Raw genomic sequence first — 15,270 nt, forward strand, 5'->3', positions numbered from 1 at the left:
TATTATCAATGAGAAATTTTACAGTCCTCCTTTTCGAATTTTGTCTTTCGCTGATTCTCTTGTAGAATCGAGGTCAACGGCTTTTTTCCAATACTCAACTGCTTTTGCCGTGTCATTCAGTTTGAAATAAACATCCCCCATATGTTCGTTCACTTCTGCGCTTGCGTCTCCTACGTTTATAGCGTCTTGAATATATTTTTTCGCTTCGTCAAAATTTCCCAATCGAAAATACACCCATCCCATTGTGTCAAGATACGAGGGATTTTTTGGCTGTTGTTCGAGTGCTTTTTTGGACATTTCCAAAGCGCGTGGTAATTGTTCTCCGCGTACACTTAACGAGTACCCGTAATTGTTTAATAGTAAGTGATTGTTCGCATCAATTTTTAATGCGGTTTCGTACAAGCGGTCGCTGTCATCCCAACGTTTCAATGCGTCGTAAATCAATGCAAGAGTTGATAGCACATTCATTTCTGTTGGACGCAATTGAAGCGCGCGCTCTAATGGGTCAATTGCTTTTTCAAGTTTTCCATCGCGGTAATACGCAATACCGAGAAAAAAATTTATGCGGAAATCATTGGAATTTTTTTTCTGCACCCGTTCTAATGTTTCAGCCATCAACGAAAATTTTTTTTGTTCGGAATAAATCGAAGCAAGGTTTATCCATGCATCTATATTCCAATCTGCCAGTTCGTTCACTTTTTCATAGTTTTCGATTGCGGAAGAAACACTGTCTTGAGAGAGTGCGATTGCAGCAAGATACCAGTAAGAACGCCAATCTTCCGGCTGTTCGTTTTTTAAGTTAAGGAAATAGTTTTGTACGAAATCTATAAGTGTACTATCCTTATGAAGCGCATCAATATATGCTTCACCTATTTTCAACTTTGTTTCAAATGAAACTGAATCCTGTTGAAGTAACGGTTGAATGAGAGAATCCGCTTCAGAATATTGATGAAGCAAGAGCAATATTCGCGCGGCAGCGATTCGAGCATTTTCATTGTCAGTTTCGGCAGCAATTTTTTTATAAAGTTCGCACGCCAGACTTTCTTTTCCGGCAAACTCGTACGCGGATGCAAGCGTTATTTTCAAATCATTATTTGAAGGATCCAATGCTAACATTTCTTTGTATGCGAAAGCGGCATCATCGTATTTCTTTTTTTCGATGGAAAGCATCGCAATACGTTCCCATATTTCCCATTGCGAACCAAATCGTTCAATGATTTTTCTGTAGAGCACGAGTGCAGAATCGGAAGATTGGAACTGAACGGCATTTGCGAGTGAATACCATCCCTGTACATAATCGGAATCGCGCTTGACGATTTCGTGGTACTGCATTATCGCAGAATCAAGGGAAAATTGTGCAAGATAAATTTGAGCAAGATTTTCCCGATAATCCCGATTAGATGTGTCGCGAACAACTGCTTCGTATGCGTTTTGAACCGCAAGTTGTTTCTTATTCAATTGTGCATAATCTCGAGAAAGTGCATAGAAAATCGAAGCATCGTCATCATACTGCAATGCTTCTTGATATTCCAGTGCGGCGCGCGCATAATCTTCTTTTGTATCATAAACTGAACCAGCAATAAAATGTTGAACTGCTAAGTCTTTGTTTTTTATACGAGGTTTTTCTTGTTGCTCATCTGTTGTTTTTTGTGCAGGTGGTTGAGTAGTTTTGCAACCAACAATTATGAAAGAAAATGCAATGAAGCATCGGAAAAGAATTGTCATGAAAGTGTTTTGCTGTGTCATTGGGAACAAATATACTACTTTGAGCAGAGAAGGAAAAGATGAAAGAAAAATTCGTGCGAGATGCGATTGTTCATCCATTCACTGTGAAAACGTATCGTTGCTTTATTTACTTCCAAAAGTTTTAGTAAGAGAGTTTGCTCTTCGTAAGAATTTTTGTAACTTTGTGCCGTTTTTTAGAAGGTATACTATTCATTTTTCAATCCAATTAACTATATGTCAAAAGTTTGCGAAGTTTGTGAAAAACGTCCGATAACTGGCAATAACATTAGCCATGCTCATAATCGTACACGTCGCCGATGGGTTCCCAATTTGCAGAGTGTTCGAGTGAATGTCAACGGGAGCGCTGTTCGAATGCGTGTTTGTACTTCCTGTATAAAACTTGGCAGAATCCAAAAAGCCGCATAACAAATTCTCTTTTCTTCAATTTGGCTTTCGAGGAACGTTGAAAGCCTTTTTGTATTTTAAAAGAAATGAGCATCTCTTTCATAACTTATTACTACAGCGACTGAAATCATTTTGAGTTCAATGATATTCACGTTTGAATCGCTCCTTGTTTTTTTCACTCTTTTGTATTTCGCAGATATATTCTGGTTATGGTTGGGTTTAAGGAAATGTGTGCGCGCTTCTGAAAATAACGCTGTAGATTCACTTCCTTCGGTATCTATTGTTGTCGCGGCAAGAAACGAAGAATCAAATATACTCGCTTGTTTGCATTCGCTTTCGCAAATTATTTACCCACGAGATAAACTGGAAATTATTATTGTAGACGACCGTTCAACTGATTCTACACAAGAGATAATATCGGCGTTTATTAAGAACCATTCTGAGTTCAAAATAGTTAGAATTTGTAGCGAAGGGGATAAAATTCGCGGGAAAGCAAATGCGCTTGCTGTAGCACTCGATAGCGCGCAGGGTGATATTTTTATGTTCACGGATGCCGACTGTTGTGTTACGTCCGAATGGGTTCACGCAACAATCAATGAATTTCAAAACGATGTAGGAATCGTTGGAGGATATACTGTTTTGCGAGTACAATCTACATTCGAAGGAATACAATCGCTCGATTGGATTTTAAATTTTTCCGTTTCGGCAGCAATGGCGGGAAGAAATCTACCAATTACTGTAATAGGCAATAATTTTTCCATTCGGCGAAACGTGTACGAACTTGTTGGCGGCTTTCGTGGTATTCCTTTCAGTGTTACGGAAGATTACGCAATGGTACAAGCAGTTGTTCAGCGTACATCATATCGTGTAAAATTTTTTTTAAGCAAAAACACACTTGTAGAAAGTTATCCGTGCAAAACGTGGCATCAACTCTTTAGTCAAAAACAACGCTGGGCGGTAGGAGCGATGAATATGGTTCCTCATGGTGTTTTTGTTATCGGCATCGGTTATGTTACGCATTTTTTGATGTTGCTCGGGATAATGTTCGCATCACCGATGATTTTGCTATGTACGTTTGCGGTTAAATTACTTTCGGATATTTTTTTCTTATCGAAGCCGCTTTCCGAATTTCGAATTTTTTCCCGATTACAATATCTCTTTCCTTTCGAACTCTACTATATCGTTTATGGATTTCTCTTCCCGTTTCTTGCGGTGTTCACGAAAAACGTTATGTGGAAAGAACGCAAGTTTTGAATTAGCGTTATATTATTCCGAGAACCCCCATCATTCTTCCCGATAATGTTCCGTCGCGACGATACGAATGAAAGAATTCTTTTTGATGAATCGTGCATGCGTTTGAAATTTCAATGTGTTGGAACGGAACGCCGCATTGTAATAATTCATCGCGGGCAAATGATTGCATATCAAGAAGAAATTTATGTTCATTCCTTTTTGTAAGAAATTGTTCTGAAAAATTGGATGCAACATCAGATTCAATTTCATAGCAGCATTTTCCAGCAGATGGTCCGATATAGCAAAAAATATTTTTTTCGTCAATCGAATGTTCATTGAGCAAATGTACAATAGTTGTTCTGAGAATTTCATTCACGCACCCCCGCCATCCCGAATGTACGACAGCAACAATATTTTCTTTGCAGTCAAAGAGAAATATCGGCATACAATCTGCGACGGTAACGCAGAGAAATATATTTTTTTCTTGTGTGTACATCGCGTCAGTTTGTTCATAAATACCGGGTGTTGAAATCTTACGAACGTAATTGCTGTGAATTTGTTTTTGAATGGCAAGTTTTTCAAGCGGAATGTTCAATCGTTCGAAAAAGAGTTCGCGATTGCGTTGAACATTTGTTTCACTATCGCCAACGGAGAAACTTAAGTTCATTCCGTACGGTTCGGGACTTATTCCGTTTTGGCGAGTAGAAAAACCAAATCGAAGTTGGGGGAATTGGGAAAAAAGGCAGGAAGTATGAACGAATGTTCTTGAAAAATTTATATCAAACTCTTGTTGTTCCAAAGATACAATCCTGTCTGTTCATCCAATGTACGAGCGAATTCATTTTCATACCCCAAAGAATCGTCGCGCACTAATTCATCAATGAAAACTTCACAAGCAAAAAGTTTTGTTCCCGGAATCAAATGTCCAGAAAACGTCTTACCTTCAATGTCGGAAAGTACAATATGAGCATGCACAAATGGTTTTTCATCGCGAATGGAAATGTTTCCAAAGCAGGAAAGTATTTCCATCGGTTCGGTGAATGTCAGCGTGAGATATTTTTTTTCGGATTGAGAGTAAAACGCAACGGTAGCAAACGTTGTCGCTCCTAATGCGCTGATTCGACCGATGCGAATGTTTTCTTCGATAGCAATTGTAGTTAATCCATTGTATAAATCGCTTCCGTACGGAAGTGAACCGACAAATGTACGTTTGCAACAAAGTGACGTGCGGATCATCGGTTACAATTTGAATTATTTTTTAATGATATACCATATTCCGTCGTCTTCGTTTTGCTCAAGCGAAATTCGTTTTTCAATTTTTGTTCCGTCGCTACGCGTAATAATACATTTGACGTGTGCATCGCTTTGTCTTCTTGATTCATCGAGGATTTCTATTGTACCGCGGTTTTCTGTAAATGCGTTGATAGAAAATTCCAAACTTGCCCGGAAACCCGCGGGATGATGTTTAATCTCATCTTGTAATTGTGGCGAAAGTAGCTTGAATGCTTCATCGTCTTTTTTTTCAGCAACGAGTTTGAAAAAGCGTTCTACCGTTTCGCTTACTTCTGTTGTGGAATCGCATCCGACGAAATTGGCAATGAAGAAGGATGTGAATAAAAAAAATGAAAATCGTATTGTGAATAATTGCGTTAGCATACCACGCTCCGTTCAATTGTGAAGAATTAAATTTTTAACGTGGGTAAAAATACAAAAAAGAGGAGTGTTTGCAATACGCAAAGGAAAAAATATTTTTTATTAATAATTCATACAAAGGAAAGCGAATTAGTATATTCTCAAAATTTTTTTAGATATGATTGTAATGAAATTCGGTGGAACGTCTGTGCAAGACGCAGAAGCAATGCACAACGTTGCTTCAATTGTTAAAAACCATCTTGAACGGAATCCGTTTATCGTTATTTCTGCAATAGCCACAGGAACAAATCTTCTCGATGCTATCGGAAAGTCAGCATCTAAAGGAAATAAAGAAGAATCGTTGCAGCATCTTGCTGCGTTTATCGGAAAACACATACGAATTGCAGAAGAAGGAATTACCAATCCGAATCGTCTTGATGCTATTTTCTCAAAGATTTTTCTTGTTAGAAAAGAACTGGAGCGACTTGCAGAAGGTATTTTTTTACTGCGTGAACTATCTCCACGCTCCAGCGATGCGCTTGCTCAATACGGAGAATTTCTTTCTTCGCTGTGTGTCAGCGAAATTTTTACTGAAAGCGGTATATCGAATGAATGGCTTGATGCTCGTACATTTATGATTACGGATGATAATTTTACTGCTGCTTCTCCGCGTACTGAAATTGTTGAACAAAAATTGCGGGAATTGTATTCCAGAAAAAATAACGACACGATTTTCGTTACACAAGGATTTATCGGCGCGACGGAAAGCAGAATTTCTACGACGATGGGGAGAGAAAGTTCGGATTTTACTGCTTCAATTATTGGCGCAGCGCTTAACGCGGAAGAAATACAGATTTGGACAGATGTAGATGGAATTTATACTGCAGATCCGCGTATCGTATCAACGTCAAGAAGAATTCCTCAATTATCGTACACAGAAGCGTTGGAATTATGCGATAGAGGTGCAAAAGTGCTTCATCCCAAAACAATGGTTCCGGCAATGAACAAAAATATTCCGGTAAGAATACGAAATTCAAAAAACGTTATAGTCGAAGGTTCCATTGTATCAATGTATGAAAGTACTTATAACGAACCTGTTGCGCTTTCAATGATGAAACATATTTCGCTCGTGTTTCTTACTCCAACGAAGAAATTGCGTTATGTAGTGATTTCTGAAATGCTCAATGAAATACTAACGAAAAATAAAACAATACCGTTGGTTCATAACTCCACAGAACGAAGTGTAGCGTTTGTGTTTGATAACAATGCTCCACTGGATTCACTGCTCGAAGATTTTTCCGATGTCGGAATTGTTAAGTGTTTGAAGGAAAAATCTCTTATTTCACTTGTAGGAAATCGCATCGGAGAGCATACATCCACATTTATGAAATTTCTGCAAGTACTTTTGTCCCGAAGAATGTATTATTGTATCAGTAATCCGTCGGGTTTAAGTATTGCCTCAGTTGTAGATGATGAAATTGCAGAAACGTCATTCAGAGAATTGCACAAAATATTTTTTGAATAAGAAAGAAAGTCCATAATGGTTCAAACAAAAAAACCCGATTCATCATCGGGTTTTTTACTTTTATTCTTCTTCGCCGGTTTCCTTTGCTTCAAACTCTACCCAATCCATTGTTAAGTAATGGTTTTCTCCAATGTATTTCAGTATCAAGAGAAATTTATCGGGAGCAACATAACCGGGAACTGCCGTAATGACTTCTCCATTCGGAAGGAAGAAAATCGTAGAAGGGTAACCATCTACTCCGAGTTCTTGTGCAAGCATTGTTTCGGTCAAAGATAGTTCGTTGTATGCAACTTCGTTATTTGATTCGGCATTGAGTTTAACGAGCACAAAAAATTTATTAAGCAGTGCTTTCACTTCGTTTTGCGCATATATATCTTTGTCCATTCGTTTGCACCACGCGCACCAATCGGTGTACACATCCATCAGAATTTTTTTATTTTCTTTTGTTGCCGTTTCCAATCCATCATTGAAAGGATACCAACGCGTGTCTTGTGAAAATGTAATAGCAGAACTGAATATGAATAAGAAAAATAGTTGAAAAAACATTTTATAAAAATTCCTTTCTTGTTTGAAAAAAAATCGGAGCAAATATATTATTCAAAACCGTAACTCACGGTGATAACGTGTCCCGGTTCAAAAGAAAAATTTGATGGCGAAAAAGCGTAGTCGAAAATAATGTTTTTATAATTGATGCCAAAACCTGCCGTGTAATTTTTTCTGCCTTCATATCCCGTAAGATATCCTCCGCGTAATGAAAAATAGTTGTTGAACGTTACTTCGAATCCGGAATGGAAATGCAACTGCTGTTCAGAAAAAACTTCCTGCACATCCGATGTAATTGCAAGGACGGAATGCAATTCCGAAACTGGTATTATGTATGTCACTCCTATGCGCATTGATGTAGGGAGTTTTGTTTCTTTGGAACGTAACTTCGACATAGCACCGAAGTTATTGAGAGAAGCGCCAAACATCACGTGATCATTCAGTGTTTTTTTTGCTCCGATATCGAATGCAAAACCGCTTGCGTCATCAACAAAAAATTTTTCATATAACAATTTTCCGCCAATTCCAACAGAAAAATCTTTTGCGAACGCATACGCTGAAGTAATTCCTGCTGAAAAATAATGAACATTGAATACTCCTTCTGCTTCTCCGGGACGCACTCGTATTTCGAAGTCGGGAATAGTTGTTGAATTCAGCAATAACGCAAACGTAAAATCATTTACGGAAGTATTGGCACCGAAGAAATCAATGTTCGTTCCTTCCAACCAATTTCTGTGAGTGATTTGTAGCGATGCAATCGGAGAGAGGAGCGCGGGATTGACGAATGAAGAAGCAACAGATGTTCCGTTTGCTACGGATGCTTCTCCCATTGCGATTGCGCGAGCGTCAACACCAAGTTTCAAAAATTGTAGACCCGTATTTCCTACTTGTGCAGATGCAACAAATGGAACACCAAGAAAAAAGAAAACAACGAAAAAAAATTTCACAGATTACAAAGAATAACTGAAAGCGATACTATGCGCTCCTGATGGAGCAAATGGCTCAAAAATATACGCATAATGAATTTTGATATACAAGTTTGAAATTGAAGGACGTACTGTAAAACCGAATGATGGTTTCATTCCGGAAAATTCGTTGTTGATATCAATTCTATCGGCACCGCCGCGTACAGTAAATTGTTCGTGAAGATTGATTTCAACGCCGCCGCGTAAGAACGAAGTTTTTCGATTGGAAGTTTCATACTCTGCTGAAATATTTCCATCCTGTTCAGGAAGTAGATATGAAAAGGCGAATTTTGTTAGCGTTGGAAATTTATCAATCGTTTCTCTTCCGTTCTCATTATATAATGCTTTTGAATTCCATCGGTATTTTGAATTCAAATCCTGGAGAACGATAGCGAATGCATACTGTTCTTTTGGTCTCAACAAAATTCCTGCGTCGAAGCCAACGGTTGTAGAAGTGAACTCTTTATAAAGTTTTGCATAATAAATTTTTGTCGTTAATCCGATGGAGACATATTTTGATATTTTATTCGCAAACGAAAGATAAAACTGATTCTCATTTGTTGAATATGTTTCCGTGTGTGCGCCGTCTGCATCACGTCCATCAATATTTCCGACTTGTTGATTTATGAGCCCCAATGAAAATCCAGCAGTTGGATGTACGCTTTGTGTATAACTGAGAAAATTGAGTTGCCTATCGAGTGAGAGAAAGGAATACGATACACAGGCATTTTTATTTGCAGAAAAGGGAGACAGCGCAGGATTGTAATACGTAGATATTTCGCCTGAAGTTAAAGCCGAGATTGCATTTCCCATTCCCATTCCGCGCGAAGAAAATCCCATACGCGCAAACGCGCCTGCAGTACCCCCGAGTTGGGAAAAAGAATGTTGAACGATAAAGAACGTACAATGAAGAATGAGAAAGAAGATGAGTAAATAGTTTTTCTTCAAACGCGTAGATATGACGAATGGAAACCCTTGTTGATAAATATATACGTTCATTGAATCACCAAAACCTTTCCCCATATTGGTTCACTACCGCCAATAAGGACGCGGTAAAAGTAGACTCCGTTTGCGACAATACGTTTGTTATCGTCTTCTCCGTTCCATATTTCGTCGAATTCATTTCCCGGAGTTCGTATTGCATTGCGAATGAGTGTACGCACGCGATTCATTCCGTAGTCAAAAATTTCTATTGTTACTTCTCCGTTGTTATTCACAGTAGAAAAATGAATACGTGTTATTTCCATTTGCGGAGAAAACGGATTAGGATAAGAATACGTTGAATTTTTTGTGCCGAGTTTTTCAAACGTTCGTAAAATTTCCCACGTTTGTCCAAACAGATGAAATTCGTTGTCAATGGACTTTACCAAGCCGTCGCCGGTGCCGCAATACAACGTATCGCTAACAACATCAACGGAAAAAAATGCGCGTGATGCGATAATGTTTCCGACGTTATCTCGTATATCGGAAGTTCGCGCAAATGTTGTTCCTCCATTGCTCGTGCGAAATAAACCATCGTCGGTCGCAATGTATGCAACGGAATCTTGAAATGCAAAATCGTACGCTTTGATTCCGTGCAAAAGATTTTTCCACGTTGTTCCATCATCTTCTGTATAACTTACGCCGTACTCTTCGTCGAAATCTTCTGCGCGCCAATTGGTACACCAAATTCGTTCAACAGTATCTGTTGATGTAAAATAACATTGTCTATCAATTGCAATCACCCAATTTCCTAAAATCGGCGCGGCTTGGTTTTGATGAGAATATTTTGTCCAACTTGGAAAAGAATCGTTTGCATTCATTGTTTTGTTTATTCCTCCTGCTGTTCCGCACCACACCACGGAATCATTTACGGCAAACACGGAAAATGCTTTGATGTTATTATACGGTCGCGGGTCATAATAAAAATTGTACGAAGAATCGGGAGAAAGTTTATTCAAAAAATCGGGAGGAAGAAGTATGCGTTCCCATTTTGTCAAGTCGTAATTTTTCATTCGGCGTAAACCGCTTGCCCAACTGGAAATCCAAACTGTTCCGTTGGGTGAAATAGAAACATCGTAAGTTACGTTTTGTTCGGGGACAACAACGGGAAGAATTTCAAGAACATTATTTCCATACCGAATAGTATCTTCGTATCGTCCGTCGAGTGTCTGTGGCTTATGTTTCCACGTTGCTCCATTATCTATTGAAAAAGCGTATCCTGCGCCTGTTTGCACTTCTCCGTCTTGAAATTCTTTCGAATATCCCATCGAAGACCAAATCGTATCGCCAAGAATTGCGAGCGAAAAAATTCCATCTTTGACAAATGCGCCGTTTGAGCGATAACGGGTGAATGTTCTTGCTCCATCAGTACTTGATGCTATTCCTTTTGATGTTCCAAACCAAAGAATATACTCTCCGTTGAAATCGCGATGGCGAATTTGAAATACTCCGTTGCTTGGAGGTTGCGAATACAATGGATACGGACTATTACGTAACTGAAATTGTTTCGCAAAAAATTTCTGCGAGAAAGAAAATAGTGGAAGAAAAAATATTACAACAAAAAAATAAATGAATGGTGTTTTCATTTAGTTATGAATCGAAATAAATTTTGAAGCGGAATCCATTGCATTAGATTTATCTTTTGCATAAAAACGAAATTCTTTGTAACCGGGCGTATTGCTACTATCAATAAAAAGCATCCGAGAAAATATTCCGTCGCCAGCAAGTTGGTCGCCGTGTTCCGAAGTTAAACCGTCGTCGAAAAGCGGAATGTTTGTAGGATTGGATGATGCAAGATTCTTGAAAAACACATTCGCAATATCACCGATACCATCGGAATCGGAAACTGTTGCAGTGAACAAAATAAATTGTATTCCCGAAGCCGGAATTTGAATAGAATCGGGGGTGATGACTGTATCAATGTTCGGTGCGCTATTTCTTCGCGTTACAAGAAACGAGCGTTGCAATGCATTACTTATCCAATGAGCGTTATCTTCGGCAGTGAATTGAAATCGGTACAATCCTGGTTCCGTTCTCTGAACGATAAAAACTATAGTATCGGAAAATGTAGCGTAAGTACTTGTAACCGATGTTCGTTTCAACCGTCCCGATTGCACGTATTCGCTCGAATTCGGTTTAAAAATTTTATAATGAAGAAACGAAATGGAATTGCCGCCATCAGTATCGTGCGCCGTAGATGTTGCGAAAAGTGAGAGAAGAAATTTTTTTCCCGAATCCAACGGAACAGCAGATTGCGAATCGTCATCAACATTGAGTGAATCTTTGTCTAATTTTGCAAACGAAAGAAATGGCGGTGTTGAATTATCGTCAATAATTCCTGGCGGAGTTTTATTGCATCCTACAAAGAGAAAGACACCAATTCCCAGAGACGCTATTTTCTTGAAGAGAGAGGAACGTAGAATGCGCAGCAAGTTTTTCATTAAACTCCGAAATTCAATAACGGAACAGGGATAAAAATAGCGATGAAAAAAACAAGCGTAGTCCATCCGAGGAGTTTTCTCGAATTGTCAAGAGGTTCTTCAATTGCAACCGGAGGATGGTCCGGTTTTATGATGAAGAATAAAATAGCAACCCAAAGTAACCATCCCATCGTGTCTGTACCAAAAGAAAAGAACGGAAGAAAACCGCTAAGCGAAATAAGCACTAAAACAATGAGAAAACCGCGCGCAATAATTCCCTGTTTTTTTCCAAGTAATGCGTATAAAATATGACCGCCGTCCAATTGACCTACGGGGATTAAGTTCAACGCAGTTACAAAAAATCCGAACCACGCAGCGCAAAGATACGGATAGTGATACATTTCATTCATCGGAGGAAAATATTGTTGCAAAGAGATAACGTTTGAAACAGCATAAAAAAACAACGAAGAACCAAATGTGAGTCCTCCTTCGGGTAAGGACTTTCCGACGTAATCAGGATGAATTTCATAGATAAATTCTTTTCCCGGCATCGTTGCAATTCCATAAAAAAGAATTACAAATGCAACAGCAAGTCCAGCGAGCGGTCCAGCAATGCCGATATCAAACAATGCATTTCTTGATTGAATTTCTGAACGAATGCGAATCACTGCTCCCATAGTTCCGAAAGGATTTATGAACATTGGAGGAACGGGAATATAAAACGGTAATGTTGTTTGCACATTATGAAATCGCGCAGCAAAAAAATGACCAAATTCATGCGCAGTAAGAAATAAAAGTACGGAAATGGAAAACGGAAGCCCTAACCAAAAATTGTTTAAATCAAACGGATTTTTGTTTATCCATTGAACTCCCGCTAGCGTTGTTGTGAAAAAGGTTGCAACAAACAGAAGGAGATGAAACAAAATTTTTCGAAGTGGGAACGTCGAATACATATCCTGTTTCGTTTGAAGAGAATAGGAGGTTTGTTCACCTTCGTATTGAATTGAATGTGTTGCGTTCAACGGGAAATAGTGATAGTTTATGGCTGAAAAAACACAAATTGAAAAAAGGCACACAACGAAACTCGTTGAACCGAGCGGAGTTCATCGCGATGTACCCTTTTAAAAAAATTTATTTCTTTTTGCGAAGAATGGGAAGCCGCCGAAAAGGATTGCCGAGAACAGATGTGTTCTTGTTCTTGAATTGCTGATGCGAAACGATTCTTGCAGGAATTTTATTGATAAATTCTTGCACCAATTCTTTGGAAGCCGGAGGACTTGTACGAAAAAGAATTTTTTGTATTAATGTATTTGTTAATTCCAATTTGTGTTTCATAAAAAAACGATGAGTTGTTCTTTGAAATTATATTAGTCGGTTAATCAAAAAAGCGAGGTTTATATAAAAAATTTTTGTGAGATAGACAAGAAAAATGGTCGAGTTTCTTAAAACGAACAAACCCTCTGTTCGACAGAACGAGGGTTTGCTCTGTGGAACAGAATTACAAATTCAATTTTCCAATATTCGCTTTTACTTCATTTGCGGATTTTTGTAATGCGGTTTTTTCTGCATCACTTAACGGAACTTCAACAATTTTTTCCACGCCGTTTTTACCGAGTATCACGGGAAGTCCGGTAAACGTATCATTCAAACCATATTCTCCATTGCAAAAAACAGAACATGGGAGAAGTCGTTTTTTATCTTTTACGATTGCTTCCACCATCTGCACTGCAGCGGAAGAAGGTGCATAGTATGCGCTTCCCGTTTTCAGAAAATTGACAATTTCTATTCCGCCGTTTGCTGTGCGTTTTACTAATTTGTCAATCGTTTCCTGATTGCAAAAATGCGTAAGAGGAATTCCGCTGATAGTTGTATAACTCACTAACGGAACCATCGAATCTCCGTGACCACCAAGTACTAATGCCTGAATATCTTCAACGGAAACGCCAACTTCCATTGCGATAAACGAACGATAGCGTGCAGTGTCCAAAATTCCCGCCATTCCGATAACGCGATGTCGTTCAAATCCGCTGACTTTCATTGCAACGTACGTCATTACGTCTAATGGATTGGAGATGACAATAATAATCGCTTTCGGTGATTTTGCAACAACTTGTTCAGTTACATTTTTGACAATGCCAGCGTTTGTATTTTGTAAATCATCTCTGCTCATTCCCGGTTTTCGCGGAATACCAGCAGTAACAACGACAATAGACGAATTCGCTGTTTCATCATATCCGTTTGCCCCGCGCACCATTGAATCGAATCCTTCAATCGGCGCGGATTCATACATATCAAGACCTTTACCTTGAGGCACTCCTTCTATAATATCCACGAGAACAACTTCATTCGCAAGTTCTTTTTCTGCAATTCGCTGCGCTGCTGTTGCTCCAACGTTTCCTGCTCCTACTACTGTTATCTTCATAAAAAGTTTCTTTCTAAGAATTTATAGTGAAAAAAAATCCCGCAATGTATTTTTTACTTTGCGGGAGAGAAATCTGTTTTTGTTATGCGGGAAGAACACTAACGGATTTTCTTGTTTTTCCCACTCGGGCGAACTGAATTTTTCCAGAGATGAGCGCAAACAATGTGTCATCGTTTCCTCTACCAACGTTTTTTCCCGGATGAAATTTAGTTCCGCGTTGACGAACGATAATACTTCCGGCGGTTACGTTTTCTCCGCCGAACTTTTTTACGCCGAGGCGTTGTGCATTGCTATCGCGACCGTTTTGTGAACTTCCGCCGCCTTTTTTGTGAGCCATTGATAGTGTTCCTTATGAAATTGAATTGATTTGTAAATACGTTAATTGTTGACGATGTCCTCGTTTTACGCGGTAACCTTTGCGGCGTTTTTTCTTGAACACTATTAATTTTTCATCTTTTACGTGGTCAAGAATTGTCGCTTCAACCGATGCATTCGAAATGACGGGGGTTCCGATTTTTATAGTGGTCCCGTCGTTTTTGAGCAATACTTGGTTAAACGTCAATGTTGTGCCTTTTTCGTTTGTTAAAAGAGGAACATAAATTTTATCGCTGGGACTTACTTTATATTGATGCCCTGCTATTTCTACTACTGCGAACATATTGTTGTTGGTATTTTTTAAAATTGGGAGAAAAAAATACAAATAATTTCGTCTGAAATCAAGAGTGCCAGCGAAATTATGTCAAAGAATAGTAAATAAAAATTTTTGTTAAAGACAAAAAAGTTTTCTTTTTTCTTGCGTAATTCATTTTTTTTTTTATACGTTTTCACCCGAATTCAGTCTTCAAAGTTTATTTATTACTCGACTGCAATGTAAATATCTTTAACATTTAGGTGATATAATGGTTCATGATTTCCGGACAAAATCTTCTTTCAAGGACAGGTAATTTCTCCAACATAACGGTAATGAAAATTTATAATCTGTATGAAAATATTATATATGTTGGGACTTTAGCGGGATTTAATTATTCGACAAATGGAGGCGCAACTTTCCAACAATACAATATTCAGACAAGTCCCATTGGATTAAATGTAGCATCAATATGCGCGACACGTCATCATGTTTTTGCGTTACACAAGGAAGATGAAAACGTAGTCGTGAGTTATAAAAATACAATGAATAACTATTGGGAACGCATTTGGAGCGGAAAAATGGATGCAACAAAAATTGTGTTGGATAATAATACTCTAGATCCTCCCTCAGTTTATATCGTCGGTAGTAGGCGAACATTTATCAATCCAAGCAGAACAAACGTACAATTCTATGTTCATGCAATATCCCAATGATGAACGAACGCAAATCGCAGAGCAAATATTACGACTAATAACTGGAACCGAAACGTATGGCGGAACAGGGAAAAA

18 protein-coding genes are annotated in these 15,270 nt (G+C 38.5%); 4 read left to right on the forward strand and 14 right to left on the reverse strand.

Annotated elements, in window-relative coordinates; translation table 11 throughout:
- Positions 1 to 18: 18 nt before the first annotated feature.
- Positions 19 to 1,824 (reverse strand): tetratricopeptide repeat protein, encoded by a 1,806-nt coding sequence (locus FJ218_01480; GenBank protein ID MBM4165590.1) that lies wholly within the window; start codon positions 1,822 to 1,824, stop codon positions 19 to 21.
- Positions 1,825 to 1,959: 135 nt separating this feature from the next.
- Here FJ218_01480 and rpmB point away from each other — a divergent pair, with 135 nt between their 5' ends.
- Both rpmB and FJ218_01490 read left to right on the forward strand, forming a co-directional pair.
- The gene (gene rpmB, locus FJ218_01485; GenBank protein MBM4165591.1) at positions 1,960 to 2,151 is read left to right on the forward strand and encodes a 50S ribosomal protein L28; all 192 of its coding nucleotides are present in this window, start codon (positions 1,960 to 1,962) and stop codon (positions 2,149 to 2,151) included.
- Positions 2,152 to 2,271: 120 nt separating this feature from the next.
- A complete protein-coding gene (locus tag FJ218_01490) occupies positions 2,272 to 3,384 on the forward strand; it encodes a glycosyltransferase (GenBank protein MBM4165592.1) in 1,113 nt (370 codons plus the stop codon).
- 7 nt (positions 3,385 to 3,391) lie between these two features.
- On the opposite strand, the gene pgeF is transcribed toward FJ218_01490, so the two are convergent.
- From pgeF to FJ218_01505, 3 genes are all read right to left on the reverse strand, one after another.
- Positions 3,392 to 4,030, reverse strand: coding sequence for a peptidoglycan editing factor PgeF (gene pgeF, locus FJ218_01495; GenBank protein MBM4165593.1), 639 nt, complete (start codon positions 4,028 to 4,030; stop codon positions 3,392 to 3,394).
- A gap of 107 nt (positions 4,031 to 4,137) precedes the next feature.
- The gene (locus tag FJ218_01500) at positions 4,138 to 4,599 is read right to left on the reverse strand and encodes a DNA-binding protein (protein MBM4165594.1); all 462 of its coding nucleotides are present in this window, start codon (positions 4,597 to 4,599) and stop codon (positions 4,138 to 4,140) included.
- Between the two features lie 15 nt (positions 4,600 to 4,614).
- Positions 4,615 to 5,019, reverse strand: coding sequence for a hypothetical protein (locus FJ218_01505; protein ID MBM4165595.1), 405 nt, complete (start codon positions 5,017 to 5,019; stop codon positions 4,615 to 4,617).
- A 154-nt stretch (positions 5,020 to 5,173) separates the two neighbouring features.
- Here FJ218_01505 and FJ218_01510 point away from each other — a divergent pair, with 154 nt between their 5' ends.
- A complete protein-coding gene (locus tag FJ218_01510) occupies positions 5,174 to 6,520 on the forward strand; it encodes an aspartate kinase (protein ID MBM4165596.1) in 1,347 nt (448 codons plus the stop codon).
- 60 nt (positions 6,521 to 6,580) lie between these two features.
- Here the strand turns inward: FJ218_01510 and FJ218_01515 are convergent, their stop codons facing one another.
- The 10 genes from FJ218_01515 to rplU all read right to left on the reverse strand — a co-directional run bounded on the left by FJ218_01515 (position 6,581) and on the right by rplU (position 14,509).
- Positions 6,581 to 7,066, reverse strand: coding sequence for a DUF255 domain-containing protein (locus FJ218_01515; protein MBM4165597.1), 486 nt, complete (start codon positions 7,064 to 7,066; stop codon positions 6,581 to 6,583).
- Positions 7,067 to 7,113: 47 nt separating this feature from the next.
- Positions 7,114 to 8,010: a PorV/PorQ family protein gene (locus tag FJ218_01520; GenBank protein MBM4165598.1), complete on the reverse strand. Its 897-nt coding sequence runs from the start codon at positions 8,008 to 8,010 to the stop codon at positions 7,114 to 7,116.
- 3 nt (positions 8,011 to 8,013) lie between these two features.
- Complete coding sequence (locus FJ218_01525; protein MBM4165599.1) at positions 8,014 to 9,027, reverse strand: hypothetical protein; 1,014 nt, start codon at positions 9,025 to 9,027, stop codon at positions 8,014 to 8,016.
- Positions 9,028 to 9,480: 453 nt separating this feature from the next.
- Positions 9,481 to 9,621, reverse strand: coding sequence for a hypothetical protein (locus FJ218_01530; GenBank protein MBM4165600.1), 141 nt, complete (start codon positions 9,619 to 9,621; stop codon positions 9,481 to 9,483).
- A gap of 974 nt (positions 9,622 to 10,595) precedes the next feature.
- Complete coding sequence (locus FJ218_01535) at positions 10,596 to 11,441, reverse strand: hypothetical protein (protein ID MBM4165601.1); 846 nt, start codon at positions 11,439 to 11,441, stop codon at positions 10,596 to 10,598.
- A gap of 8 nt (positions 11,442 to 11,449) precedes the next feature.
- Entirely contained in the window at positions 11,450 to 12,382 is a 933-nt protein-coding gene (locus FJ218_01540; GenBank protein MBM4165602.1) for a site-2 protease family protein, read from the reverse strand.
- A gap of 178 nt (positions 12,383 to 12,560) precedes the next feature.
- Positions 12,561 to 12,764: a hypothetical protein gene (locus tag FJ218_01545; protein ID MBM4165603.1), complete on the reverse strand. Its 204-nt coding sequence runs from the start codon at positions 12,762 to 12,764 to the stop codon at positions 12,561 to 12,563.
- A gap of 163 nt (positions 12,765 to 12,927) precedes the next feature.
- Positions 12,928 to 13,851 (reverse strand): malate dehydrogenase, encoded by a 924-nt coding sequence (gene mdh, locus FJ218_01550; GenBank protein ID MBM4165604.1) that lies wholly within the window; start codon positions 13,849 to 13,851, stop codon positions 12,928 to 12,930.
- A gap of 82 nt (positions 13,852 to 13,933) precedes the next feature.
- Positions 13,934 to 14,188: a 50S ribosomal protein L27 gene (locus FJ218_01555; protein MBM4165605.1), complete on the reverse strand. Its 255-nt coding sequence runs from the start codon at positions 14,186 to 14,188 to the stop codon at positions 13,934 to 13,936.
- Positions 14,189 to 14,200: 12 nt separating this feature from the next.
- Complete coding sequence (rplU, locus tag FJ218_01560; GenBank protein ID MBM4165606.1) at positions 14,201 to 14,509, reverse strand: 50S ribosomal protein L21; 309 nt, start codon at positions 14,507 to 14,509, stop codon at positions 14,201 to 14,203.
- 305 nt (positions 14,510 to 14,814) lie between these two features.
- Between rplU and FJ218_01565 the strand changes: the two genes are divergently transcribed.
- Complete coding sequence (locus FJ218_01565) at positions 14,815 to 15,195, forward strand: hypothetical protein (protein MBM4165607.1); 381 nt, start codon at positions 14,815 to 14,817, stop codon at positions 15,193 to 15,195.
- The last annotated feature ends 75 nt before the right edge of the window (positions 15,196 to 15,270 follow it).

The organism is Ignavibacteria bacterium, from assembly GCA_016873775.1.
GTDB lineage: Bacteria > Bacteroidota > Ignavibacteria > UBA10030 > F1-140-MAGs086 > JAGXRH01.